This is a genomic window from Allobrachymonas sp. (genome assembly GCF_041912815.1).
Taxonomy (GTDB): domain Bacteria; phylum Pseudomonadota; class Gammaproteobacteria; order Burkholderiales; family Burkholderiaceae_C; genus Brachymonas.
The window spans coordinates 1-24403 of sequence record NZ_JAYRLV010000009.1 but is presented as its reverse complement, the minus strand read 5'-3'; the positions used below and the strand labels follow the sequence as shown (position 1 = coordinate 24403).

The window sequence follows — 24403 nt, the reverse complement described above, 5'->3', positions numbered from 1 at the left end:
CGCCCCGCTTCACGCTCGCTTGATGAGGCGCAGCACCACGATGAGGATCACGGCGCCGAGCGTGGCCACCAGGATGCGGCCCAGCAGCCCACCGCCCGAGCCGCCGAAGATGAAGCCGCCGATGAGGGCACCGAGCACCCCCACAGCCATGTCTCCGGCCATGCCAAAACCGCCACCCCGCATCAGCGTGCCTGCCAGCCAGCCTGCCACGAGACCCACGAGAAGAAGATAAAGGATTCCCATGATCCATGACTCCCATCTCCGCACTTCGGGGCATTCCGGGTGGAATGCGCCTTCCGAGTCCGGTGCAACCAGTCTAATGCGGGCATGGCTGCGCCTTATGGAACATGGCGTAAATGTCTGTTTCGGTCACTACGATCCGTGGGTGGACAGGTGTTCTGCCGTTATCGGAATGGATCGGCGGTCATCTTGTGGTGATTTTTCAGGGCGCACCATGGATCTCGGCGTCTGGGGGAGCGGGCTGGAGGGGGCAATCGGCCCGGCCACCCGGGAGCGGGCCACCCGGTTCAGGGGCTCTGGAAGTGCTGGAGCCAGTGGTTGATCTCGTGGGCCTGCAGGGCCTGATCGTCGGGCGAGCCCAGAGGCGTGTCCATGAAGGAGGCTATCCGGGCCATGTCGATGTGCGCCCCGGCAGGGTCTGTGCCATCGAGCACCAGCACGCGCCGCGCATCGAAGCCGGGCTCCTGGCGGGCCAGAGGGCTGGTGGTGATGATTTTCCTGTGGAAGAACAGCGCTTCCACGCCGCGCATGGTGCTGCCGAACTGGTTGTGCTGCACGATTTCCAGCAGGCAGCGCGAGCGGGCGACGTACTCCAGATTTTCGGCATAGGTGAGCGATGCGTGGCTGAGGAAGGTGCGTTCCTCGGCGGAGTACACGCCCCCTCTGTCCGGCACGATGCGAAAGAAGCACCGGTAGCCGTTCTGTTCTGCCAGTGTCTTGAAGCGCATCAGAAAAGGCAGGCGCCCCTTGTCCATGCCGATGAAGCAGAAATCGTAGTCCATCGCGGCAGACGCCGTGGCGGGCAGGGCGACATGGCGAAATGGCTGGGGCAGCAGCGTGAATCCGTACGTCTGCGCATCCTGGGCATCGAAGGTGGTGACGTGGTCCGAGACCTTCCGTATGGCGCGCAACCGCTGTGCGATCCTGAACTTCTTGCCCCTGAATTCCACGACCGGATTCCACAGGAATGAAAAAATCCGGCCGCGGCCCACGTATTTGTGGAGCAGGCGCAGATCCTTGGCATTCATGACGGAAAAAAGAATCACCACGTCCTGCGGTGTGATGTCCTTGGCCAGTTGCATGAGATCGGCCGAGCCATACAGGTTCAGCGGAACCACCGGAAAGAAGGATTCCAGCCAGCGCCGGATTTTCTGCGCCAGTCCCTTTGTCTTGGAGCTGTACTGCACCAGACGCACATCGGTGCGGTGCAGCCCTTCAAAAATGAAGCGGGTCAGGTCTGAGCTGAAGTCGGCAATGACGTAGATCATGGTGAGTTTCTGCGTCCCCGGTGGCGCATGGTGCTGTGGTTTTCGGAGCGCAGCGCAGTGCAATCTGCCACCCTGAGGTGGCAGGCAGGCGCGTGCCTTGCCCGTCCACCGCCTTGAGGGGCGTGAAATCAGCCTGCGCAGGCCTGGCGCTGGGCCTGCTGCAGCAGGGTGCGCGTGCGCAGGGCCTCGGCGCGGGCGGCGGCAGCATAGTCCTCGCCTTCGGAGGCGTACAGAATGGCCCGGGACGAGTTGACGATGGCGAAGGCCGTGCTGCGGGCGCTGCCGTCGGCGGCCAGGCTGCCGCGCCAGCCGGCCGCGATGGTGGCATGGGCGTCTCCGCCCTGCGCGCCCACGCCGGGAATGAGGAGCGGCAGATCGGGGGCAAGCTCGCGCACGCGGGCGATTTCGTCGGGGTAGGTGGCGCCGGTGACCAGACCCAGCTGGCCGTTGCGGTTCCACGGGCCCTGGGCGAGGCTGGCAATGTGCTCGAACACGCGGGGCTGGCCTTCCACCGAGGCGAGACGCTGGAACTGCAGGTCGTCTCCGCCGGGGTTGGAGGTGCGGCACAGCAGAAAGGCGCCCTTGCCATGGCGGCGCAGGTAGGGCTCGACCGAATCGAAGCCCATGAAGGGCGAGAGCGTCACGGCGTCGCAGCCGTAGCGCTCGAACGCCTCGATGGCGTACTGCTCGGCCGTGCTGCCGATGTCGCCGCGCTTGCTGTCGAGGATGACGGGCACGTGCGGGGCCACTGCGCGGATGTGGGCCACGAGCTGTTCGAGCTGGGCCTCGGCACGGTGGGCGGCAAAGTAGGCGATCTGCGGCTTGTAGGCCAGCGTCAGGTCGGCGGTGGCGTCCACGATGGCGGCGCAGAAGTCGAAGATGCGTCGCACATTGCCGCGCAGTGCGGCGGGAAAACGCTTCGGGTCGGGATCGAGTCCCACGCACAGCGAGGACTGGTTGCGCTGTTCTGCCGCGCCAAGCATCTCGAGGAAGGTCGGGGTCATGCGCGCCATTCTAGAGCCAGTCAGGGGGCTGCGCGGGAGGGTTTTGAGGGACCGGCCCGGTGATCGGGAGACGGCGGGCGCTGGGGGCGCTGCAGACGGGCAAAGGCGCTGAATTCCCAGGCGCGCATGGTCAGCAGCAGGGTGTAGCCCTCGCGGTCGCGGGCGGCCACCTTCTGGTCGGCCAGATGCTGCTGGCTGAAGTCGGCCGCGAGCTTCTGCATGCGTTCCACGAACAGCGGGGCGTCGGCGCGGGTGATGCTGCCGTGCACGAACAGCAGGCATTCGTCCTCGCCCGCGAACGGGCCGCCGAAGTATTCGAGCAGCGCGTGCTCGCGGAAGTAGGTCATCACCGGCCCGTTCGGCCGCCAGCGGAAGCCCTTGGCGATGCGCAGGCGGTAGCGGTTGAGCGGGCGCAGCTCCAGGATGCCGAGGTGGTCGAGCTGCACCAGCAGCGCCGTGCATTCGGCCTCGCCAAGGCGGTAGTGCGCCACCATCTGCTCGAAGGTCCAGTGGCTCAGGGCGCAGATGGCCACGAGCAGGAGGCGCTCGTCGGCCACCACGGCGTGCTCCTGTTCGGCGGTGAGTTCGATGAGTTCGGGCTGGTGCTCGACCACGCGGCGAGCCAGGTCGGCAAAGTCGAGGTGCAGCACGCGGCAGATGGCGTCGATGCGGGTCAGGGGCATGTCGGCGCGGGCGAACATGCGCTTGACGCTCGATTCGGCCAGCCCGAGCTGGCGGGCCAGACCCGCATAGGTCACACCGGCCTGACGGAGTTCGGCCTTGAGGGCGGCAATCAGGTCGGCGGTGCTGGACATGGCGGCAGAGAAGGTCGGGAGTGTGTGTGGGACGGCCACAGGCGGGCAGAGCGGCCTGCGCGGGCATTGTGGCATGTTCGTGCCGTGCACAGGCCTGCGCGCATCGCGTGGATGCCACGTGGATGCCGGCCTGGTGCCACGCGGGTGCCATGACCAGCCCCTAGAATGGAATGGCCCTCATTCCCCTTTCTTCTTCGCGCATCGTGCGCGTTCCTGCGAGCTGTCTGCCATGTCTTCCGCCTCCCTCTATGCTCCCCGCCTGCCGGCCGACGATGCCCTGCGGCACGTCGTGCACAACGAGGTGCACACCCGTCCCACGGCCCTCATCGAGATGCCGGCGCGCGTGCTCTACATTGCCGTGCTCAACCGGGGGGTGGACAAGGCGCAGGAGCTGGCCCACCTGCAGGCGCTGCCCGGCCATGCCGGCCTGACGCTGCGCGACCTGGACACCAGCTTTGCGCGCTTCACCGTGGCCGACCCCGCCGATCCCGCACGCACCGTGACGCTGCAGTGGGAGCGCCACACCGAGTTCACCCGCTATGCGGTGCTGGTGCCCCTGCCCGAGGCGTCGGAGGAGGACTGCATCCCCGCCCCCGCTCCGGCCGATGCTGCACCGCTGCCGCCGGACTGGATCGCGGGCATTCCCGGAGCCACCTTCGCCGCCATCGACCTCTGGATGTGGCACGACGAGCTGGTGCCCGAGCACAAGGCCGCCCGCATGACCGAGGCGCGCCGCTGGTTTGCCCGCATGCACGGCGACGACGGCCGCAAGGTGCGCCTCTTTGGCTCGCAGATGGGCAACGGGCACTCCTGGGGGCTGAGCGATTTCCGCATCGGGGCCGACGGTTTCGAGCGCCTGCTGGTGCTCGCCCCCTCGGACACCAGCGACGAGCGCGCCGGCCGCATTGCCCAGCGGCTGCTGGAGCTCGAAACCTACCGCCTCATGGCCCTGCGCGGTCTGCCCACGGCCAAGAAGCTGGCGTCCTTTCTGGCCCAGTCCGAGCAGGAGCTGGTGCAGATTACGGGGCTGATGGAAGAAGGGCGGCAGATCTCGGAGCAGGTGCTCATGGACCGCCTGACCGCTCTGGCCGGCGCCGTGGAGCGCGCCACGGCCGAGCATGACTGGCGCTATTCGGCCAGCCGGGCGTACTTTGCGCTGGTGCATGCCCGCATGGACGAGCTGCGCGAGAAGCCCATCACCGGCACCCAGACCATGCGCGACTTCATCCAGCGCCGCACCTCGCCTGCCATGGCCACCGTGGCTGCCTCGGAGCGGCGGCTCGCCACCCTGGCCGAGCGCATCGGGCGGGCCAGCGCACTGCTGCGCACCCGCATCGACATTGCCGCCGAGCAGCAGAACCGCGAGCTGCTCGAACAGCTCACCAAGGGCCAGACCCTGCAGCTCAGCCTGCAGTCCACGGTGGAGGGGCTGTCCATTGCGGCCATCTCGTACTACATGGTGAGCCTGGTGCTCTATGCCGGCAAGGCGGCCAAGGATCTGGGCTGGCTGCCCGTGGCGCCCGAGCTGGTGGCGGGGCTGTCCATTCCGCTCATTCTGTTCGGGGTGTGGTGGATCACCCGCCGCATCCATGACCGACTGCACCATGCGCTCGGCGAGCATTGAGCCGCCGCCTCGGCCGTTGCTCTGTCTCCTGTCGCTGCGGTCGTTTCTGCCGCTCTTGGGGCCTGTCCGGTGTGGCGGGGGCCGCAGGGACTGCAGGGGGAGTGGGCGGGAGGCGCGTGTCTGGTATCGCCCTGTGCTCCTGGGTGGGGCGCAGTATCGTGCTGTGATGTTTCGGGCGCTGCCGCAGCGCTCAGGGGCGGCAGCATGAATGCACCTTCCGCACCGTCGGGCGTGGGGGCTGCCCCAGGTTCGCAGCCGTCCGTGCGACCGGAGCAGGCGTCCGCGTCGGAGCCTGCATTGTCCTGTTTCCCTTCCTGTTCCATGCCGCCCATGTCCTCTCTGCCGTCTTCTTCCTCATCCTCCGCTTCTTCCCTTGCTGCGGCCGCAGTTCCGGCCGCGTGCAGCGACATGGGCGCAGGCCCAGATGCCGCTGCCGGGCTGCCCGCGCCTGACGGCCGGGGCGCTGCCCCTGCGGCGGCGGGGCATGCGAGCCAGTTTGCCCTGCTGCGCGAGCGGCGCTTTGCGCCCTTCTTTCTCACGCAGTTCCTGGGGGCGGCCAATGACAATCTCTTCAAGTTCGCCCTCACGGTGCTCGTCACCTACGAGCTGCAGCTGGCATGGCTGCCGCCCGCCACGGCCGGGCTGGTGATCGGGGCGCTGTTCATCCTGCCGTTTCTGCTGTTTTCGGCCACCAGTGGCCAGCTCACCGACCGCTACGCCAAGGACCGCATGATCCGCGCCGTCAAGACGCTGGAGGTCGGCATCATGGGGCTGGCGGCGGTGGGCTTCGTCACCGCCAACGTGCCGGTGCTGCTGGCCTGCGTGTGCCTCATGGGCGTGCACTCGACCCTGTTCGGGCCGGTCAAGTACGCGCTGCTGCCCCAGGTGCTGCAGGAGCGCGAGCTCACGGGGGGCAATGGTCTGGTGGAGACCGGCACCTTTGTCGCCATCCTGCTCGGCAACATGGCAGGGGGACTGCTGGTGGCTGTGCCCGGCGTGGGGCCGAGCCTGGTGGCGGGCGTCTGCCTGACGCTGGCCGTGGCCGGGTGGCTGGCCGCCCGTGCCGTGCCGCCCGCGCCGTCGGCCCAGCCCGACCTGCGCATCAACCCCAACCCGCTGAGCGAGACCTGGTGCAATCTGGCCGTGGCACGCGCGCATCCGGCCGTGTTCCGCTCGCTGCTCGGCATCAGCTGGATGTGGTTTGTGGGCGCCGTGTTCCTGGCCCAGTTCCCGGCGCTTGCGCGCGAGGTGCTGCATGGCAACGAGCAGGTGGCATCGCTGCTGCTCATGACCTTCTCGGTCGGCATCGGGGCCGGATCGCTCCTGTGCGAGAAGCTCTCGCGCGGCCATGTCGAAATCGGCCTCGTGCCGCTCGGTGCGCTGGGCATGACGCTGGCCATGCTCGACCTGTATCTGGCCCTGCAGCCTGTGCTCGGTGCGCCGGCGCCTGCCGCATCGCTCACCGTGCGCAGCTTCGTGGCCCAGCCCGGCCACCTGCGCATTCTGGCCGACCTGCTCGTGCTGGCCCTGTCTGCGGGCGTCTACAGCGTGCCCATGTATGCGCTGGTGCAGCTGCGCAGCCCCGCCACGCACCGCGCCCGCATCATCGCCACCAACAACATCCTCGGCGCCCTGTTCATGATCGCCAGCGCCCTGCTCGTGGGGGCCCTGCTGCACGCCGGCTGGAACTTTGCCCACGTCGTGCTGCTGCTCGCGCTGCTCAATGTGGCCGTGACGCTCTACGTGTTCGTGCTGGTGCCGGAATACTGGCTGCGCTTTGTGGCGTGGTTCCTCACCTTCTGCGTGTACCGCTTCCGCATTCGGGGCAGCGCGCACATTCCGTCCGAGGGCCCTGCCATCGTGGCCTGCAACCATGTGAGCTTTGCCGACGCCGTGCTGCTCATGAGCGCCAGCCCTCGGCCCATCCACTTCCTCATGGACCACCGCATCTTCCGCACGCCGGTGCTGGGCTTCATCTTCCGCATGGCGCGCGCCATTCCCATCTGCAGCCCGCGCGAGGACGAGGCCATCTACCACGCCGCCATGCAGCGCGCCGCCCAGGTCCTGGCCGAGGGCGACCTGCTCGGCATCTTCCCCGAAGGCCGCCTCACCCCCGACGGCCAGCTCGGCGAATTCAAGGGCGGCATCATGAAGATCCTCGCCCAGCACCCCTGCCCCGTGGTGCCCATGGCCCTGTCCAACCTGTGGGGCTCCTTCTTCAGCCGCATCGAAGGCGGCCGCGCCATGGTCCGTCCCTTCCGCCGAGGCCCATGGACCCGCGTCACCCTCACCATCGGCACTCCCATGCCCTCCGATACTGTCACCCCCGCCACGCTGCGGGCGCGAGTAGCGGGGTTGTTGGGGGAGGGAATAGATGCTGGATCATGAGTGGCCGGAATCGAGGAGTCGATGGGGCAGGTGATCCATGAGGATGCGCAGTTTGGCAGGTACATAGCGTGTCGGGGTGTACAGCAGCCATAGGGCGCCCGTATGGAGGTAACGAATCGCCATTCGGGCATTACCTGCACGATGTCCCCCCGCGTCAAGGCATCGAGCGCCGTGAATCGCGGGAGGCTTCCGATGCCGATGCCGATGCCGATGCCGATGCCGATGCCGATGCCGATGCCGATGCCGATGCCATGAAGCACGGCATCCAGGCGCACGCGGGTGTTGTTGGCTGTGTAGCGTCCCCGCACTTCGACTGAAACGGCCTTGCCATCCCTGAGAAATTTCCAGCGCGCATCGCTTGGGTTTTCTCCCAAGGCAATGCAGCTATGTGCAGACAGGTCTTCGGGGATGGTGGGGGCGGCATGCCGTGCCAGATAGGAAAGGGATGCACAGATCACGTGCTCAATGCCCATTACTCATCCGGCCGATGAGCCCCACTGGGGGGCTATCGGTCACTCTGACGGCCAGATCGATGTTGTGATCCACAGGGCTTTGTGCAACAAAGCCACCAGGAACTGCTCAGAAAATAAGCAAGTACCTGCGGTTGAAATAAAGCGTGCTTTAGTCCATGAGAAAGTTCAGTAAGCCTTGACATTTTCTTGATGCGCACAGCTTCAATCTTGGCGACACGTTGACACCGCTGTTTCTAGCATTCCTGCATCTGCATAAAGGGCTGGTCCCGTTGACCGGAATAAGGCAGGCGGAGGAATCAAGATGGCTTTTCTCTCATTGATCTATTGGCTGGCTGGCGCCGGGGCATTAGGTCTATTCTTATACCTGGGCTATGCGCTGCTACGCCCCGAGAAGTTCTGAAGGAGGCACCATGCAAGACCTGATCTTCGTGGGCCTATCTAGCCTCTTTTTTGCCGCCACGGTGTGGGCATTGCTCGCGCTGCGGCGCATGTAAGGAGCCTCACATGGGACTCAAAACTCTCGAATACGTCGTGACGTTGTCGTTGATGACGGCCCTGGCCATCGTCATGGGTCGTTGGATAGCGCGAACCTTCACCGACGAGAAGCATTGGACCATGGAGCGCCTGAGCTACCGCGTGCTGGGTATCGATCCGGCGGAGCGTATGGGGTGGGTGAGATACGGCCTGGCGCTCCTGTTGTCAAATGCGGTCATGATGGCGCTGGGCTATCTGGTGCTGCGCGCACAGGGCTGGTTGCCCTGGAACGAAATGGGCAACCCCGCACAGGCGCCCGACCTGGCCTTCAACACTGCCGCCTCTTTCATCACCAACACCAACTGGCAGGCATATGCGGGCGAATCCAGCCTGTCGAATGCCACGCAGATGCTCGCCATCACCTTCCTGATGTTCTGCGGCGCCACCACGGGCGTGGCAGCGGCGGGCGGCTTCATCCGTGGTCTGGCACGAGCCAGCAGTCAGGAGGTCGGCAACTACTGGGTTGATTTCATGCGCGTTCTGTGGCGCGTGATGCTGCCGCTGTGCTTTGTCATTGCTCTGGTCTATGTATGGCAAGGCATGCCGCAGACGCTAGCCAGCCAGACCGTCGCGACGACGTTGGAAGGCGCGCGTCAAAAAATCGTATTCGGCCCGGTGGCCAGCCTCGAGAGCATCAAGCACATTGGCACCAACGGTGGCGGATTTTTTAGCATGAACGCCGCACATCCATTCGAAAACCCGACGCCGCTGACCAACCTGCTGCACATCCTGTCGATGCTTTTGATCCCGTCAGCGCTGACCGTGACCTTCGGAACCATGCTGGCGAAGAAAAAGCAGGGCTGGGTGTTCTTCGGCGCCTTCCTGATTATGTTCATCGGCTTTCTAGCTATGGTCTACGGCGCCGAGCAATCCGGTAATCCGTTGCTGACTCAGGCTGGCGCTGACCAGCGTCTGACGGCCATGCAACCGGGCGGCAACATGGAGGGCAAGGAGATGCGCTTCGGCATCGCCGACACGGCACTGTTCGTTGCCACCACCACGGCAGCGACGACCGGCTCGGTCAACGCCATGCACGACTCGCTCACCCCGCTGGGTGGTGCCGTGCCGCTGGCGCAGATGATGCTCAACTGTGTGTTCGGTGGCGACGGAGTGGGCTTCATCAATCTGATCCAGTACGCCATCCTCACTGTGTTTCTAGCTGGCATGATGATCGGACGTACTCCTGAGTTCCTGGGCAAGAAGATCGAGGCAGGCGATATCAAGCTGGTGATGCTCTCGGTATTGGCACATCCGGCGGCTATCCTGGGTTTCACCGCGCTCGCCACGCTGTGGCCGGACACCGGCACCAGCCTGTCGAACCACGGGCCGCACGGCTTCTCGCAGGTACTGTACGCCTACACCTCCGGCACAGCCAACAACGGCTCAGCTTTCGCCGGCTTCAACGCCAATACGCCGTTCTTCAACACCACCATTGGCCTGGCGATGCTGATCGGTCGTTTCTTCACGCTGCTGCCGCTGCTGGCGGTGGCCGGTTCGCTGGCAGCCAAAAAGACTGTGGTCGCTGGCCCGGGTACCTTCCCCACGGCCACGCCGCTGTTTATGGGCCTCCTGGTGTTCGTGGTGCTGGTGGTTGGCGGACTCACCTTCCTGCCGGCGCTGGCACTTGGGCCGCTCGTGGAGCAGTTGCAGATGCTCTCGGGCCATGTTTATCCCTGATGCGAGACCAGTCATGAACACCTTCAACACCCCCGCCTCAGAAGCGGAATCGAACAAATCACTACTCGCAGGTTTGCTGGGCCCCTGCGTGCGCGGCGCGGTCTTCACGATGCTGGTCACAGGTCTGGCTTATCCGCTGGCAACTACCGGCGTTGCTCAATTCCTGTTGCCGCAAGCGGCCAATGGTAGTCTGATTCGCCAGGGCGATACCGTGGTCGGCTCAGCTGTCATCGGTCAGTCTTTCAGTGAGGCGCGCTATTTCCACCCACGCCCCAGCGCTACCACTGCACCCGATCCCAAGGACGCCAGGAAGACTGTCGATGCCCCATACAACGCTGGCGCTTCGGCGGGCAGCAACCAGGGGCCAACCAGCCAGACACTGATAGATACCGTTAAACAGCGCGCGGTCAACTACCGCGCGGCTAACGGTCTGGCTCCAGACGCGCCGGTACCGGTCGACGCCATTACGGCCTCGGCTTCGGGACTGGACCCCCATATCTCGCTGGCCAACGCTGAGGCTCAGTTGCCTCGTGTGGCGAAGGCGCGCGGCCTTGACCCGATCCAAGTACGACACCTGTTGGAAACAAGCATCGAGGATCGGGTGCTGGGCCTGCTGGGCGAGCCACGTGTCAATGTGCTCAAGCTCAATCTGGCATTGAATGGGCTGCTTGTCGGCGCAGACAAAGCACAACCAGCAACTAAATAAACAGCATTTCGGAGCATTCCATCATGTCCGACAAAAAGACTCTGGCGCTGTTCGACCGCGCCCTCGCCGGCCAGGCGCTGCGCGATGCCTTTGCCAAGCTGGCCCCTCAAACCCAGTGGCGCAACCCGGTGATGTTCGTGGTCTATCTGGGATCGATCCTCACCACCGTCCTGTTCTTCCAGGCACTGATCGGCCATGGCGAGGCACCGGCCGGTTTCATTCTGGCGATTTCTTTGTGGCTATGGTTTACCGTGCTGTTCGCCAACTTTGCGGAGGCGCTGGCCGAAGGGCGCAGCAAGGCGCAAGCCGCATCCCTGCGCGGCCTGAAAAAGAAGACCTGGGCCAAGAAGCTGCAAAGCGGCGCGTACGACCGCTCGCACCAGCGCAGCGAACTGACTTGGATTCCAATCGAGGCCAATAACCTGCGTAAGGGAGACATTGTGCTCGCCGAGGCCGGCGACGTAATTCCCGCTGACGCCGAAGTGATCGACGGCGTGGCCTCGGTGGACGAGTCAGCTATCACTGGGGAATCGGCGCCCGTAATCCGCGAATCAGGCGGTGACTTTTCCGCCGTGACCGGCGGCACGCGGGTGCTGTCGGACTGGATCGTGGCGCGCGTGGCGGTGAACCCGGGGGAGACCTTTGTTGACCGCATGATCGCCATGGTTGAGAACGCCAGCCGCAAGAAAACGCCTAACGAGATAGCCCTGACCATCCTGCTAGTGGGCCTGACGCTGGTATTCTTGATGGTCATTGTCACACTGCGACCGTATTCCGCCTTCGCCGTGGCGCAAACCGGTAGCGGCACCGTAGTCAGCGTCACCGTACTGGTTGCGCTGTTGGTGTGCCTCATCCCAACCACCATCGGTGGACTGCTTAGCGCCATTGGCGTGGCCGGCATGAGCCGCATGATGCAGGCCAACGTCATTGCGACCTCGGGCCGTGCGGTGGAGGCGGCAGGTGATGTGGACGTGCTGCTGCTCGACAAGACCGGTACCATCACGCTCGGCAACCGGCAGGCGAGCAGCTTCATTCCCGCGCAAGGCGTCACCGAGGAGCAACTGGCCGATGCGGCACAGCTCGCCTCGCTGGCAGACGAAACCCCCGAGGGCCGCAGTATCGTGGTGCTGGCCAAGCAGAAGTTCAATCTACGCGAGCGCGACGTGGAAAAACTCGGCGCACAGTTCGTCCACTTCACTGCACAGACGCGTATGAGCGGCGTGGATCTGGCGGGCAACGCCGGCGAGCCTCGCGCCATACGTAAAGGCGCCGCCGACACTGTGCGTCGACATATCGAAGCGCTGGGTGGCCAGTTCCCCGCCGAACTACAACAGGCCGTTGATGACGTGTCGCGTCGTGGCAGCACGCCGCTGGTGGTGGCCGACGGCGCACAAGCTCTGGGTGTTGTCGAGCTCAAGGACATTGTCAAGGGTGGCATCAAGGAGCGCTTTGCCGAGCTTCGCCGCATGGGCATCAAAACGGTGATGATTACCGGCGACAACCGCCTGACGGCCGCCGCCATCGCCGCTGAAGCTGGTGTGGACGACTTTCTGGCCGAAGCCACGCCCGAAGCCAAGTTAGCCCTCATCCGGGAACACCAGGCCAAGGGCCAGCTCGTCGCCATGACAGGAGACGGAACCAACGATGCGCCCGCACTGGCGCAGGCCGACGTTGCGGTGGCCATGAACACAGGCACCCAGGCTGCCAAGGAAGCCGGAAACATGGTCGATCTGGACAGCAACCCCACAAAGCTGATTGAGATCGTCGAGACCGGGAAGCAGATGCTGATGACGCGTGGCTCACTCACCACCTTCAGCATCGCCAATGATGTGGCCAAATACTTCGCCATCATTCCAGCGGCCTTCGTCAGCACCTACCCACAACTGGGTGCTCTAAACGTAATGGGTTTGGCCAGCCCGTCCTCGGCCATCTTGTCTGCGGTTATCTTCAATGCGCTGATCATCGTGTTCCTGATCCCGCTGGCTCTTAAGGGAGTGAAGTACCGCGCCGCCCCGGCCGCCGCGCTGCTACGTCGAAACCTGCTCATCTACGGTATCGGCGGAGTCGTTGTGCCCTTCATCGGCATCAAGCTCATCGATGTATTGATTGCGACGCTGGGTGTCGCATGACAAGCGCAAGCGACCTGCCGACCTTGAACTGCACATCGGCAAACGTTCTGACAGCGCCCTAGAATTCGCCATGCCGACCGATCCCAACCAAAACGATGGCCGCCCCGATCCAGATGCGCTGCTGCAGCAGGTGCAGCATGAGGAAGCCCTAGCACAGCGCGGCCGGCTGAAGGTCTTCTTCGGTGCCTCGGCCGGCGTGGGCAAGACCTACGCCATGCTGTCGGCCGCACGTGCGGCGCTGGTCCAAGGCGTTCCGCTGGTTGTCGGCCTGGTCGAGACGCACGGCCGCGCCGAGACCGAGGCGCTGGTCGCTGGCCTGCCTCTGCTGCCACTGCAAGACGTGTCCTACCGCGAGCATGTGCTTAAGGAATTCAACCTGGACGCGGCACTGGCCTTTGGCGCCGCGCACTCTGGAGGCGTGACGCCACCACTGGTGCTGCTGGACGAGCTGGCGCACAGCAACGCGCCCGGCTCGCGTCATCCGAAGCGCTGGCAGGACGTTCAGGAGCTGCTGGCCGCTGGCATCGACGTATGGACTACCTTGAACGTCCAGCACCTCGAAAGTCTGAACGACATTGTCGGCGGCATCACGGGCATTCGTGTGTGGGAGACCGTTCCCGACACACTGTTCGACGCCGCCGACGAGGTGGTCGCGGTCGATTTGCCGCCCGACGAACTGCTGGCGCGCCTGAAGGCCGGGAAGGTGTACGTGCCGCACCAGGCCGAACGCGCGGCGGCCAACTTTTTTCGCAAGGGCAATCTGATCGCACTGCGCGAACTTGCACTGCGCCGCACGGCCGATCGGGTGGACACGCAGATGCAGCACTGGCGCCGCGTAAGCGGTGGTCCCGCGGCCAGCCAGCGTGCGTGGCCTACGCGCGACGCGGTTCTGGCCTGCGTTGGACCAGGGGCCGGGGGTGACGCGGTAGTTCGACGCGCCGCGCGCCTTGCGGCACAGACTGATCAACCCTGGCACGCGGTGTTCATCGACGCGCCGGCTCATCAGCGGGTGGAAGACACGGCGCGCACACAAGCGCTTGGGGCGCTCAAGCTGGCGCAGGAGTTGGGTGCCACCATTGCGACACCAACTGGCGCTGAGGTGGAAGACGCGTTAGTGTGCTATGCGCGCGAACACAACCTGTCGCGCCTGGTGGTGGGCCGGCCTCTCGAGCGCCGCCGCTGGCCTGGATGCCGCACACTGATTGACCATCTGGCGCAACTGGCTCCGGAGATGGATGCACTGCAGGTTCCGCTTCAGAGGGAAGATCGTTTTCCACAACCCGCAGCTGCGCCAACATACGACTCAACGAGCGGCAGCCGTTGGCTCAACTACCCCATCGCCGCCGCTGCCTGTGTGGTCGTGGCACTGGCAACCACGCCACTGACAGGAATTCTGGAGCTCAGTAATATCGTTATGCTGTTTCTGCTGGCAGTGGTAGGTATCGCTCTGCGCCTGGGGCGAGGTCCGGCAGTACTGGCGGCATTTCTGGGTGTGGCGCTGTTCGACTGGTTTTTTGTGCCGCCGCGCTTCTCGTTGGCGGTCAGCGACGTGCAGTACCTGATCACCTTCGCCGTCATGTTGATGGTGGCGCTTGTGGTTGGTCAGCTCACGGCCGGTCTGCGGGCGCAGGCTCGTGCTGCCACAGAGCGCGAGCGACGCGTGCGCGGCCTGTACCAGATGTCGCGCGATCTGTCGGCGGCCCTGCTACCGCAACAAGTCGCCGAAATCGGCGCACGCTTTTTGTCCACCGAGTTCGGTGCCCAGTCAGCCCTCCTAGTGGCCGATGATGCGGGCCGGCTACAGGTGCAGGGAGGCGCGAGCGCTGAGGTCGATCCCGCGGTGGCTCAATGGAGTTTCGACCACGCGGAGCCTGCCGGCCGCACTACCAACACCTTGCCGGCGAGTGCCAGCCTGATGTTGCCCCTGAGAGCGCCGATGCGCTTGCGAGGCATTCTGGCCGTGCAGCCCGCACAGACTACATTGTGGACGCCCGAGCAACGTCAGTTGCTCGACACTTGCGCCTCGCTGCTGGCGATCTCTCTGGAGCGCATTCACTATATCGAGGTCGCACAGGCCAGCACGGTGCAAATCGAATCGGAGCGCCTGCGCAACTCGCTGCTGTCGGCCATCTCACACGACCTGCGCACGCCGCTGGCTGCGCTGGTGGGCTTGTCGGACACGCTAGGCATGACACCGCCGCCACTGAGCGCAGCGCAGGCTGAGGTCGCTGGCGCCATCCGAACCTCGGCTCTGCGCATGAACGCATTGATGGGCAATCTGCTCGATATGGCACGGCTCGAATCCGGCGCCGTGCGATTGCGACGCGAATGGCAGCCGCTGGAAGAGGCGGTTGGCAGCGCACTGGCGGCCACTTCGGCAATGCTCGCCACTCATCCAGTGGATGTTCGCCTGCCGTCCGACCTGCCTCTGCTGCACCTGGACGCCGCGATGATCGAGCGCGTTCTGGTCAATCTGCTGGAAAACGCCTGCAAGTACACGCCGTCTCACACCCCGATCCGCATCAGCGCTTCGGTATCCGGCGACAAGGTCCGCGTCACAGTTGAAGACGATGGACCAGGTCTGCCGACAGGCCGGGAAGAGGCGGTGTTCGAGAAATTCGAGCGAGGGCACAAGGAAGACGCAATTCCTGGTGTAGGCCTGGGCTTGGCGATTTGCCGTGCTATCGTGGAGGCACACGGTGGCTCAATCCATGGTGAAAACTGCGTTGAAAACGACCGCGTCACAGGGACACGCTTCGTTATCGAACTGCCGTGCGGAACCCCACCCTCTAACGACGGCAGTGAAGCCGCGCCGCTCCCTGAAAACTCCCCTGCATGAACGCCGCACGCATTCTGATCGTCGAGGACGAAGCTGAAATCCGCCGCTTCGTACGCCTGGCACTGCAAGGTGAAGGGCATGAAGTGTTCGAGGCTACGGGGCTAACTCGTGGACTGATCGAGGCCGGGACTCGACGCCCAGACTTGGTCGTGCTGGACCTGGGACTACCCGACGGCGATGGGTGCGATCTCATCCGGGACCTTCGCACTTGGTCGGCCGTACCGGTCATGGTTCTATCCGCTCGCAGAGATGAGGCTGACAAGATCGATGCGTTGGACGCTGGCGCCGACGATTATCTGGTGAAGCCTTTTGGTGCTGGCGAGTTGCTCGCGCGCGTACGCGCACAACTGCGTCGTCATCGTGACCAAACGCCAGCCGGGGAGCCTGCGATTTCCTTTGGTGATGTTCGTGTCGATCTGGTCGCGCGCATCGTCAGCCGGGCCGGCGACGACTTGCACCTGACACCGATTGAATACCGACTGCTCACCCATCTGGCCAGCAACCCAGGGCGTGTGCTGACCCACAAGCAACTGCTGCAGGCTGTGTGGGGTCCCGGTCACGCCGAAGATACACATTACGTGCGCGTCCACATGGCCAACCTGCGCAAGAAGATTGAACAGGACCCCTCGCGCCCCCAGCACTTGGTGACGGAAGCAGGAGTCGGCTACCGCTTTGTGGCTTGACTGAAGCGGTTTCTTACGGGGAATTGGTGTCGAGCGCCTGACCAGTCAGCAGCGTTGTTAGCTCGGGCCTGACTAGCCCCGCGCGCCACCAAAGACACCCTAGTCCAAGGCCGAGCGAGGCGAGTGGTCACCCGCCCCTGTTTGCGCCGATGATAGCCACTCCACGTCTTCCAGATCCGACGCCCCAGGCGCTTGCAAGCCAGCATCGCTTCGTTGCGCACCTTTGCCCCCAGCTGATTGCGACTTCCACAGTGGGGCATTCTTGCGTGGCGGGATGACCGCCGCAGCACCTCGCTGCGCAATGGCCTCATGGCTCTTGTCTTGTTCCATCAGCTCAGCTACCACCTGGTCACAGGGCTTTGTGCAACAAAGCCCATTGCGAGAACAAGGATGGAAATTCAGTTTTGACTTCCTTTTTCGTCTTGTTGGGTTTCATGTGTGGCAGGCGGTCTTTATGGATTTGCCAAGAGCTTGTCAGTTGAGAATTACGCCCCAAACACCACCCCCCACAGCGCCATCCCCGCTTGGGCTTCGGGGGGTGGGGTGTCGGCGGGGAGGTCGGGTGTTTCTTCGTTGAGGCGGGCGCGGTGCTGGAGGCGGCGGAGCTCGCGGTAGGCGGCGGCGGCGGCGTGGCCGATGCCGGGGGGGAGGATGCCGAGGTCGTCAGCGCGTTCGAGCAGGCGGATGTTGCCCCGGTTCTCGGTCATGGCGGGGTAGTGGCGGCTGTGCAGGAGTACGAGGTACTGGGTGGCGAATTCGATGTCGATCATGCCGCCGGGGCTGTGCTTGAGGTCGAACCGGCCGGGGCGCACGGGGTGGGCGCGGCGCATGCGCTCGCGCATGGCGGTGATGTCGTGCGCCAGGGCGGCGGGGTCGCGCGGGGCGGTGAGGACGGCGCAGCGGATGCGCTCGAAGTGGGCGCGCAGGGCTTCGCTGCCAAAGGCGCAGCGGGCGCGGGTCATGGCCTGGTGTTCCCACACCCAGGCGGTGTTGCTGCCGCGCTGGAGTTGGTAGTCGTCGTAGGCGGCCAGGGTGGTGCAGAGCAGGCCGGAGTTGCCGTTGGGGCGCAGTGCGGTGTCGATTTCGTAGAGGTCGCCTTCGCCGGTTTTGACGGTGAGGCTGGTGATGAGTTTGCGCACGAGGCCAGCGTAGATTTCACCGGCGCGTTCGCAGGGGTCCTGGTAGACGAAGACGATGTCCAGGTCGCTGCCATAGCCGAGTTCGAGTCCACCGAGCTTACCGTAGGCGATGACGGCGAAGCGCTGGGAGATGTCTTCGTCGTCCGCGCCTTCCCAGCCGAGGTGGCGGGCGCGGGGGAGGTAGCGCCGCCAGCACCAGCGGGTGGCGATGTCGAGCACGGCGTCGGCGAGGCTGCTGAGGTCGTCGGCGACTTGTTCGACGGTGAGACGGTTGTCGAGATCGCGGGCGAGGGTGCGGAAGGTTTCGGCGTGCATGGCGCGGCGCAGCAGGTCGAGGAGTTCTTCCTCGTTGTCTTCGCCGGTGGATTGCAGGGAGGCCAGGCGCTGGCAGAGGTCCTGCCGGAAGGCGGCGGCGTCGAAGCGTCCGCCGAGCAGGGTTTCGCTGGTGAGTTCGTCGATGACGCCAGGGTGCTGGATGAGGTAGCGCGCCGGCCACCGCGCCACGCCCAGGAGGCGCAGGAGGCGCTCGTGCACGACGGGGCGTTCGAGCAGCAGGGCGAGGTAGCTTTCGCGGCGCAGGAGGGTTTCGATCCAGTCGATGAAGCGCAGCAGGCCTTCGGCGGTGACGCCCTGGTGCGGGCCGTCGGTGTGGAGCCATTCGACGCTGCGCTGCATCAGGCGCATGAGGCGGGCGCGGGTGTCGGGGCGCAGGGCCTGCACGCGGGGGTGGTCGCGCCACAGGCCGATGCGGCGGGCGAGTTCGGGCGGGTCGCTGGCGAGCAGCTGGATGAGGGCACCGATGTCGTCGCAGGACTGGGCGATGTCGGCGGGCGGGCTGCCGTGCGCGGCGGGGTCGGTGGCGGGCTGTGCGGCGCCGCCCAGGAGGATGTCGAATTCGCGCTCGACGATGGCGCGGTGGTGGGCGAGTTCGGCAAGGAAGGCGGGCAGGTCGGGGCTGCCCATGGTGCGGGCGATCCAGGCGAGGTCGGCTTCTGCGGTGGGCAGGACGTGGGTCTGGGCGTCGTCGAGGTACTGGATGCGGTGTTCGACGCGGCGCAGGAAGATGTAGGCCTCGGTGAGCTGGCGGGCGATGTCGGGGGCCATGAGGCCGGCGGCGGCCACGCGCTGGAGTGCACCCAGGGTGTTGCGGGTGCGTAGCTCGGGGAAGGTGCCGCCGCGCACGACCTGCAGGAGCTGGACGGTGAATTCGATTTCGCGGATGCCGCCACGGCCGAGCTTGACGTCGTTGGCGCGCTCGGGGCGGCCTGCGCTGCGACGGTTGGCATGGTCGCGGATCTGGCGGTGCAGCACGCGCAGGCTTTCGAAGACGCCGTAGTCGAGGTAGCGCCGGAAGACGAAGGGCAGCACGATGTCGCGCAGCCGGCGGGCCGAGCCGTTGACGATACTCGCGCGCGGGGCGACGACGCGGCTTTTCATCCAGGCAAAGCGTTCCCATTCGCGGCCCTGCACGACGAAGTATTCCTCCAGTGCGTCGAGCGAGCAGACGATGGGGCCGGAGTTGCCGTTGGGGCGCAGGGCCAGGTCGACGCGGAAGACGAAGCCGTGCTCGGTGACGTCGCCGATGAGGGTATGGAGCAGGCGCGCGGCGCGGCTGAAGTATTCCTGGAACGTGGTGGCGCCGGCGCCGCTGGGGGTGCCGTCGGGCTGGGGGCGGCCGCCGGTGTCGCCGTCGCATTCGTAGAGGTAGATGAGGTCGATGTCGCTGGAGACGTTGAGCTCGCGCGCGCCGAGCTTGCCCATGCCGACGATCCAGAAGTTGCAGCGCTCGCCGTCGGGCTTGAGGGGGGCGCCGTGGCGGGCGTCGAGCTGGGCGAAGGCGTCGATGCAGGCGAGGTCGAGGGTGACTTCGGCGAGCCGGGAGACGGCGAGGGTGATGTCCTGCACGGGGGCGCCGCCGTCGCAGTCGAGCACGGCCAGGCGCTCCATGACGAGCTGGCGCAGCACGCGCAGGGCGGCGCCGGCGTCGAGGCCGCGTGCGCGCAGGGCGGCATAAGTGGCGCGCAGGGTGTCGCGGTCGGGCACGCCGGGCGGGAGCAGGGCCAGTGCGTCGCCGTAGCGGCGGTGGATGCGCTGCACGAAGCGCGAGTGCAGGGCCTCGTGCGCCACGAGCGGGGCCGGGGGCGCTGCAGGGGCGGGCGTGGCCGCGGCTGCCGATGCTCCGTCTGCGGTAACAGGGCGTTGCCGCTCGGTGAGGGCGGAAGCGGAAGGTGATAATGAGGCCGGGTTGCCGTGCGTGTGTGTCATCGCGGCGTGCTCTCCATCTGTCGTGTGTGCCATAGCCTCGTCGTCCATGCAGGAAGAAAAAACGTCCCACCCCCGCACGCCGCCCTGCCGGTGGTGTCCGCTGGTGCGGCGCGTGGCGCGCGGACTGTGCCTGCTGCTCGCCGTGGGCGTGATGCTCGTGGGGCTGGCGGCGGTGGTGCTGTACGGAATCATTTTGCCCCGGATTGACGATTTCCGGCCCGCGCTGGCCCAGCTCGCGAGCCGTACCATGGGCCGTGCCGTGACCATCGGCCGGCTGGAGGTGACGCGCTACGGCTGGGAGCCGCAGATCGAGATGCACGACGTGGCGCTGGCCGATGGGCACGGGCATCCGGGCCTGCAGATTCGCAGCGTGGAGGCGGTGGTGTCGCTGCCGGCGGCGCTGCGGCGCGGCTTCGAGCGGCTCACGGTGATCGCCCCCCGGCTGGAGGCGCGGCGCAATGCCGACGGCAGCATCGAGATGGCGGGCAACCGGCTCGAAGAGGGGCGGCGGGGCGATTCGGGGCCCATTCTGGGGTGGCTGCTGTCGCAGCCGGAGCTCTCGATCCGCGATGGCAGCGTGCGCTGGACCGATGCGCGCAGGCAGGTGCCGCCGCTCGAACTCACGGCCGTGCAGGCCACGCTGCGCAATGGCCGCTTCACCCACCATGCCCTGACGCTCAGTGCCACGCCGCCGCAGGGCTGGGGGCAGCCGATCCGGCTGCTGAGCGAGTGGGACCACCCGCTGTTCCGCGACCGCACGCTGTGGCGCAACTGGGACGGTGCGGCCTATGCCGACATGCCGCAGCTCGATGTGTCGCAGCTGCGGCGCTATGTGGACCTGGGGGCAGGCTTCGACCTGCGCAAGGGACGCGGGAGCGTGCGGCTGTGGGGGGATTTTCGCCATCTGCGCAACAGCACGCTGACGGTGCAGCTGCACCTCGACGAGGTGGACGTGGTGCTGGGACGCCGGCTGCCGCCTCTGGCGCTGCGGCAGCTCGACAGCATGGCGAGCGTGCAGTACGACGAGCCCGATGCCCACACCCGCACGGTGCGCTTTGCCACGCAGCAGCTCGATTTCACCACCTACAGCAACCGCCGCTGGCCCGGGGGCAATGTGCAGCTGGAGGTGACCAACGGCACCGGCAGCACCGACAGCTCGGGGCGGCTGCAGGGGGCGAACTGGGATCTGGGCATCATCGGCGAGCTGGCCGGACGGCTGCCGCTGGGCGATGCGCTGCTGCGTGCCCTGTACCGCTACCGGCCCGGCGGCACCATGCAGGCGCTGGAGATGGGCTGGAGCGGCAACCTCAACCAGCCGGCCACCTGGTATGCGCGCGGCAAGGCCACGCAGCTGCAGTGGTCGGCCCAGGCCGGGCCCTACAACCGCCAGCATGGCCGCCAGGACCCGGGAGTGCCGGGGGTGGAGGGTGCGGCGGTGGACTTCTACGCCGGGCAGGCGGGCGGACGCATGCATATCGCCCTGCATGACGGGGCCGTGGTGCTGCCGGGGGTGTTCGAGGAGCCCCGGGTGCTCTTTGACCGCTTTCAGGCCGAGGTGCGCTGGACGGTGAAGCCGGGGGGCGCGATCGAGGCGCGGATGCCGAGCGTGCGCTTTGCCAATGCCGATGCCAGCGGCGCGCTCGCGATCGGCTGGCACACCCGGCCGCTGGCACCGGGCGAGGCACCGGCGGCGCGCTTTCCGGGCTTCATCGATCTCTCCGCCACGCTGGACCGTGCCCGGGCGGACCGGGTGCACCGCTACCTGCCGCTGTCGCTGGGCGAGGTGGCCCGCACGTATGTGCGCGACGCCGTGCGCGATGGCGACATCCGCCATGCCACGGTGCGGGTCAAGGGCGATCTGGCGCAGGTGCCGTTTGCCCACCAGCCGCCGGGGGCGGGCATCTTCCGCTTCGAGGTGCCGCTGCACGATGCGCACTACCAGTTCGTGCCGCCGAGCCTGCAGCATGCGGGCGATCTGCCGTGGCCGGCGCTCACGCATCTGGACGGGCGGCTCGTCATCGACCGGCTGCAGCTGCGTGTGGTCGATGCCACGGGGCGGTTCAGCACGGCGCCCGACATGCGGGTGCGCAATCTGGCCGCCGTCATCCCGGATCTGTCGCACGGGCTGACGGTGGGGGTGTCGGCCACCATGGAGGGGCCGCTCGCGCAGGCGCTGCATCTGGCGACGACCTCGCCACTCGGGGGCATGTCCCACCATGCGCTCGACCATGCCATCGCCACCGGCCAGACCCGGGTGCAGCTGGCGCTGGGGCTGCCGATCCACGCCATGCGGCACGCGGTGGTGCGTGGCGAAGTGGCGCTGCAGGGCAACGATGTGCGCATCACGCCGGGGTCGCCGCTGCTGGCGGCCAGCCATGGCACGGTGGCCTTCACCGAGACGGGCTTTCTGCTGCGCGAGGTGCGGGCCCGCATGCTCGGGGGCGAGTCCCGCATCGAGGGCGGCATGGCCTCGACCTTTGCGCCCGGCGCCTCGCACGAGGTGCGGTTCACGGCCGAGGGGCAGCTGACGGCCGAGGGGCTGCACCAGGATCGCAGCATCGCGCTGGTGTCGGCGCTGGCGCCTCACATGCGCGGCACCAGCCGCTACCGGGCCACGCTGCACTTTGCACAGGGCATGCCGGAGCTGGTCATCGACAGCGACCTGCAGGGCATGGCGCTCGACCTGCCGGTGCCACTGGCCAAGGCGGCCGGCGCGCGGCTGCCGCTGCATGTCGAGAACGTGCTGGCCCATGCGGAGGGCACGTCGTCCACCCCGCAGCAGGACCGTCTGGCCATTCGGCTGGGCGACGTGGCGGCGGTGCACTACCTGCGCGACATCGCGCACGGCACGCCCCGGGTGCTGCGCGGCACCATTGCGGTGGGCCGCGAGGCGGTGCAGGACCCGCCCCCCATGCCCGCTTCGGGCGTGCAGGCGCTGCTCAAGGTGGACACCATCGACGTGAGCCAGTGGCAGCGCACCATCGACACCATTGCCGCCCGCATGGGCGCGCGCACGGATACGAATACGGACACGCAGGCAGGCAAGGCGGCGGACAAGCCGGCGGACGCGGCCGCAGGGACACGCGACGGCATCTCCTCTCCTGCCTCCGCCTCTGCTGCTTCCCCGGCCGGGGCCACGGCATCCGGCTCGGCAGCCGGGCAGGGCGGCTCTGCAGCGGACTACCTGCCGACCATCGTCGGCATCGAGGCGCGCGCCCTCATGCTGGCCGACCGGCGCATCGACAACCTGGTGGCTGGCGGCACGCGCGAAGGCCAGCTCTGGCGCATCACGCTCGATGCCCGCCAGCTCAGCGGCTACCTCGAATACCTGCAGCCCACCGGCGACAACGCGGGCAGCCTCAAGGCGCGGCTCGACCGGCTGGTCATCGAGCCGGCGACGGTGCAGGACGTGCGCCGCATCGTGCAGGACACCCGCGACCCCGAGCGCCTGCCCGCGCTCGACATCGACGCGGCCCATGTGGACGTGCTCGGCTACCGCTTCGACCGCATCACCCTGCTGGCCAGCAACCGTGCCAAGGCGCAGGAAGCCGGGGCCACGCTGACCGACGAGGGCAATGTGCCCGTCACGGCGGCATGGCGCATCCACGATCTGGTGGCCACCACGCCGCACGGCCGTCTGCAGGGCAGCGGCCTGTGGGGTACGCCGGGCGGCGCACGGGCGGCTGCTGCCCGCACGGCGCAGGACGGAGAGGAAGCCCAGCGCAAGCGCGTGGCGCTGCGCGTGCGCGTCGAGACCGACGACCTGGGCGCACTGCTCGCACACTTCGGCCTGCCCGATCTGGTGTCGGGCGGGGCGGGGGTGGTGGCGGGCACCGTGCGCTGGCGCGGCTCGCCCATTGCGGTGGACTGGAACACGGTGGGCGGCACCATGCGGCTCGACGTGCGGCACGGCAGCATCACGCGGGTCGACCCGGGTGCGGCCCGCTTCATCGGGCTGCTGAGCGTGAACGCGCTCGCCCGGCTGGGGCAGATGGGGAGCAAGGGCCTGGCCTTCGACCGGGTGGACGGTACCCTGCAGGCCCGGGGCGGCGAGGTGCACAGCGACGACCTGGAGGTCACCGGGCCGCTGGCGGATGTGCAGGCGGTGGGCGACTTCCAGCTCCCGACGCAGACCATGCACGTCGATCTCATGGCGCGGCCGCGCATCGACCTGGGCGGGGCCGCGCTGGTGGCCACGGCGCTCAATCCGGTGGTGGGGCTGGGCAGCTATGTGGCGCAGCTGGTGCTCAGCGAGCAGATCCGCTCGGCCACCACGCAGGTCATGCGCGTGACGGGGCCCTGGCAGTCGCCGCAGGTGCAGCATCTGGCCGGGGACGAGGCGCACGCCGTGGCGCTGCGCATTCTCTCGGGCCACGCGCATCCGCAGCCCGTGGACCGGCTGTGGAACTGGCAACCCGTCACCCATCCGCAGACCGATGCAGCGGTGCGGAGCCGGAGTCCGGCCGCCGGGGCGGCACCGTCGGCATCGGCTGCAGCGGCTGCAGCGGCTTCTGCGGCTTCTGCGGCTTCTGCGGCTTCTGCGGCTTCTGCGGCTTCTGCGGCTTCTGCGGCTTCTGCGGCTTCTGCGGCTTCTGCGGCTTCTGCGGCTTCTGCGGCTT

At 66.7% G+C, this 24403-nt stretch carries 15 protein-coding genes and 2 pseudogenes; 10 read left to right on the top strand and 7 right to left on the bottom strand.

All coding sequences use genetic code 11. From position 1 onward, the window contains the following. Positions 1 to 9: 9 nt before the first annotated feature. The 4 genes from ACE3P9_RS08225 to ACE3P9_RS08210 all read right to left on the bottom strand — a co-directional run bounded on the left by ACE3P9_RS08225 (position 10) and on the right by ACE3P9_RS08210 (position 3327). Positions 10 to 243 (bottom strand): GlsB/YeaQ/YmgE family stress response membrane protein, encoded by a 234-nt coding sequence (locus tag ACE3P9_RS08225; protein ID WP_374493219.1) that lies wholly within the window; start codon positions 241 to 243, stop codon positions 10 to 12. Positions 244 to 527: 284 nt separating this feature from the next. Further along, positions 528 to 1508 (bottom strand): hypothetical protein, encoded by a 981-nt coding sequence (locus ACE3P9_RS08220; protein ID WP_374493217.1) that lies wholly within the window; start codon positions 1506 to 1508, stop codon positions 528 to 530. A 128-nt stretch (positions 1509 to 1636) separates the two neighbouring features. Next, a complete protein-coding gene (pyrF, locus tag ACE3P9_RS08215) occupies positions 1637 to 2512 on the bottom strand; it encodes an orotidine-5'-phosphate decarboxylase (RefSeq protein ID WP_374493216.1) in 876 nt (291 codons plus the stop codon). A 20-nt stretch (positions 2513 to 2532) separates the two neighbouring features. Further along, positions 2533 to 3327: a helix-turn-helix domain-containing protein gene (locus ACE3P9_RS08210; RefSeq protein ID WP_374493214.1), complete on the bottom strand. Its 795-nt coding sequence runs from the start codon at positions 3325 to 3327 to the stop codon at positions 2533 to 2535. A 229-nt stretch (positions 3328 to 3556) separates the two neighbouring features. Here ACE3P9_RS08210 and ACE3P9_RS08205 point away from each other — a divergent pair, with 229 nt between their 5' ends. The 3 genes from ACE3P9_RS08205 to ACE3P9_RS08195 all read left to right on the top strand — a co-directional run bounded on the left by ACE3P9_RS08205 (position 3557) and on the right by ACE3P9_RS08195 (position 7656). Then, on the top strand, positions 3557 to 4951 hold the full coding sequence (locus ACE3P9_RS08205) for a DUF3422 family protein (RefSeq protein WP_374493213.1): 1395 nt from the start codon (positions 3557 to 3559) through the stop codon (positions 4949 to 4951). 408 nt (positions 4952 to 5359) lie between these two features. Further along, positions 5360 to 7339 carry an MFS transporter gene (locus ACE3P9_RS08200; protein ID WP_374493360.1) on the top strand — a complete coding sequence of 660 codons (1980 nt, stop codon included), beginning with the start codon at positions 5360 to 5362 and terminating at the stop codon, positions 7337 to 7339. Positions 7340 to 7407: 68 nt separating this feature from the next. Beyond that, a complete protein-coding gene (locus ACE3P9_RS08195; RefSeq protein ID WP_374493211.1) occupies positions 7408 to 7656 on the top strand; it encodes a hypothetical protein in 249 nt (82 codons plus the stop codon). Here the strand turns inward: ACE3P9_RS08195 and ACE3P9_RS08190 are convergent. Beyond that, a pseudogene (locus ACE3P9_RS08190) lies at positions 7633 to 7812 on the bottom strand (transcriptional regulator); the annotation flags it as partial. The gene ACE3P9_RS08195 and the pseudogene ACE3P9_RS08190 overlap by 24 nt on opposite strands. Positions 7813 to 8113: 301 nt before the next feature. Between ACE3P9_RS08190 and kdpF the strand changes: the two are divergent. The 6 genes from kdpF (at position 8114) to kdpE (ending at position 16380) form a co-directional block, all read left to right on the top strand. Beyond that, the gene (kdpF, locus tag ACE3P9_RS08185) at positions 8114 to 8212 is read left to right on the top strand and encodes a K(+)-transporting ATPase subunit F (protein WP_374493209.1); all 99 of its coding nucleotides are present in this window, start codon (positions 8114 to 8116) and stop codon (positions 8210 to 8212) included. 104 nt (positions 8213 to 8316) lie between these two features. Continuing rightward, the gene (kdpA, locus tag ACE3P9_RS08180; protein ID WP_374493207.1) at positions 8317 to 10023 is read left to right on the top strand and encodes a potassium-transporting ATPase subunit KdpA; all 1707 of its coding nucleotides are present in this window, start codon (positions 8317 to 8319) and stop codon (positions 10021 to 10023) included. A 13-nt stretch (positions 10024 to 10036) separates the two neighbouring features. Further along, positions 10037 to 10729: a potassium-transporting ATPase subunit KdpC gene (gene kdpC, locus ACE3P9_RS08175; protein WP_374493205.1), complete on the top strand. Its 693-nt coding sequence runs from the start codon at positions 10037 to 10039 to the stop codon at positions 10727 to 10729. Between the two features lie 23 nt (positions 10730 to 10752). After that, on the top strand, positions 10753 to 12858 hold the full coding sequence (gene kdpB / locus ACE3P9_RS08170; RefSeq protein ID WP_374493203.1) for a potassium-transporting ATPase subunit KdpB: 2106 nt from the start codon (positions 10753 to 10755) through the stop codon (positions 12856 to 12858). Positions 12859 to 12928: 70 nt separating this feature from the next. Next, a complete protein-coding gene (locus tag ACE3P9_RS08165; RefSeq protein WP_374493358.1) occupies positions 12929 to 15697 on the top strand; it encodes a DUF4118 domain-containing protein in 2769 nt (922 codons plus the stop codon). Then, a complete protein-coding gene (gene kdpE / locus ACE3P9_RS08160) occupies positions 15694 to 16380 on the top strand; it encodes a two-component system response regulator KdpE (protein ID WP_374493202.1) in 687 nt (228 codons plus the stop codon). The genes ACE3P9_RS08165 and kdpE overlap by 4 nt, the downstream gene beginning before the upstream one ends. A gap of 143 nt (positions 16381 to 16523) precedes the next feature. On the opposite strand, the pseudogene ACE3P9_RS08155 reads toward kdpE, so the two are convergent. Both ACE3P9_RS08155 and glnE read right to left on the bottom strand, forming a co-directional pair. Then, positions 16524 to 16698, bottom strand: a pseudogene (locus ACE3P9_RS08155) (IS5/IS1182 family transposase); the annotation flags it as partial. Between the two features lie 167 nt (positions 16699 to 16865). Beyond that, on the bottom strand, positions 16866 to 19784 hold the full coding sequence (glnE, locus tag ACE3P9_RS08150) for a bifunctional [glutamate--ammonia ligase]-adenylyl-L-tyrosine phosphorylase/[glutamate--ammonia-ligase] adenylyltransferase (RefSeq protein WP_374493200.1): 2919 nt from the start codon (positions 19782 to 19784) through the stop codon (positions 16866 to 16868). A gap of 46 nt (positions 19785 to 19830) precedes the next feature. On the opposite strand from glnE, the gene ACE3P9_RS08145 reads away from it, so the two are divergent. Continuing rightward, a partial coding sequence (locus ACE3P9_RS08145) for a YhdP family protein (RefSeq protein WP_374493197.1) occupies positions 19831 to 24403 on the top strand: 4573 nt, incomplete at its 3' end.

What these genes read in the sequence shown, in the direction of transcription:
- ACE3P9_RS08200 (WP_374493360.1), top strand. Translation starts at nt 5,360, where the DNA reads ATGGGCGCAGGCCCAGATGCCGCTGCCGGGCTGCCCGCGCCTGACGGC.
- kdpC (WP_374493205.1), top strand. Translation starts at nt 10,037, where the DNA reads ATGAACACCTTCAACACCCCCGCCTCAGAAGCGGAATCGAACAAATCA.
- kdpA (WP_374493207.1), top strand. Translation starts at nt 8,317, where the DNA reads ATGGGACTCAAAACTCTCGAATACGTCGTGACGTTGTCGTTGATGACG.
- kdpF (WP_374493209.1), top strand. Translation starts at nt 8,114, where the DNA reads ATGGCTTTTCTCTCATTGATCTATTGGCTGGCTGGCGCCGGGGCATTA.
- ACE3P9_RS08205 (WP_374493213.1), top strand. Translation starts at nt 3,557, where the DNA reads ATGTCTTCCGCCTCCCTCTATGCTCCCCGCCTGCCGGCCGACGATGCC.
- kdpE (WP_374493202.1), top strand. Translation starts at nt 15,694, where the DNA reads ATGAACGCCGCACGCATTCTGATCGTCGAGGACGAAGCTGAAATCCGC.
- ACE3P9_RS08225 (WP_374493219.1), bottom strand. Translation starts at nt 243, where the DNA reads ATGGGAATCCTTTATCTTCTTCTCGTGGGTCTCGTGGCAGGCTGGCTG.
- kdpB (WP_374493203.1), top strand. Translation starts at nt 10,753, where the DNA reads ATGTCCGACAAAAAGACTCTGGCGCTGTTCGACCGCGCCCTCGCCGGC.
- ACE3P9_RS08210 (WP_374493214.1), bottom strand. Translation starts at nt 3,327, where the DNA reads ATGTCCAGCACCGCCGACCTGATTGCCGCCCTCAAGGCCGAACTCCGT.
- pyrF (WP_374493216.1), bottom strand. Translation starts at nt 2,512, where the DNA reads ATGACCCCGACCTTCCTCGAGATGCTTGGCGCGGCAGAACAGCGCAAC.
- ACE3P9_RS08220 (WP_374493217.1), bottom strand. Translation starts at nt 1,508, where the DNA reads ATGATCTACGTCATTGCCGACTTCAGCTCAGACCTGACCCGCTTCATT.
- ACE3P9_RS08165 (WP_374493358.1), top strand. Translation starts at nt 12,929, where the DNA reads ATGCCGACCGATCCCAACCAAAACGATGGCCGCCCCGATCCAGATGCG.
- glnE (WP_374493200.1), bottom strand. Translation starts at nt 19,784, where the DNA reads ATGACACACACGCACGGCAACCCGGCCTCATTATCACCTTCCGCTTCC.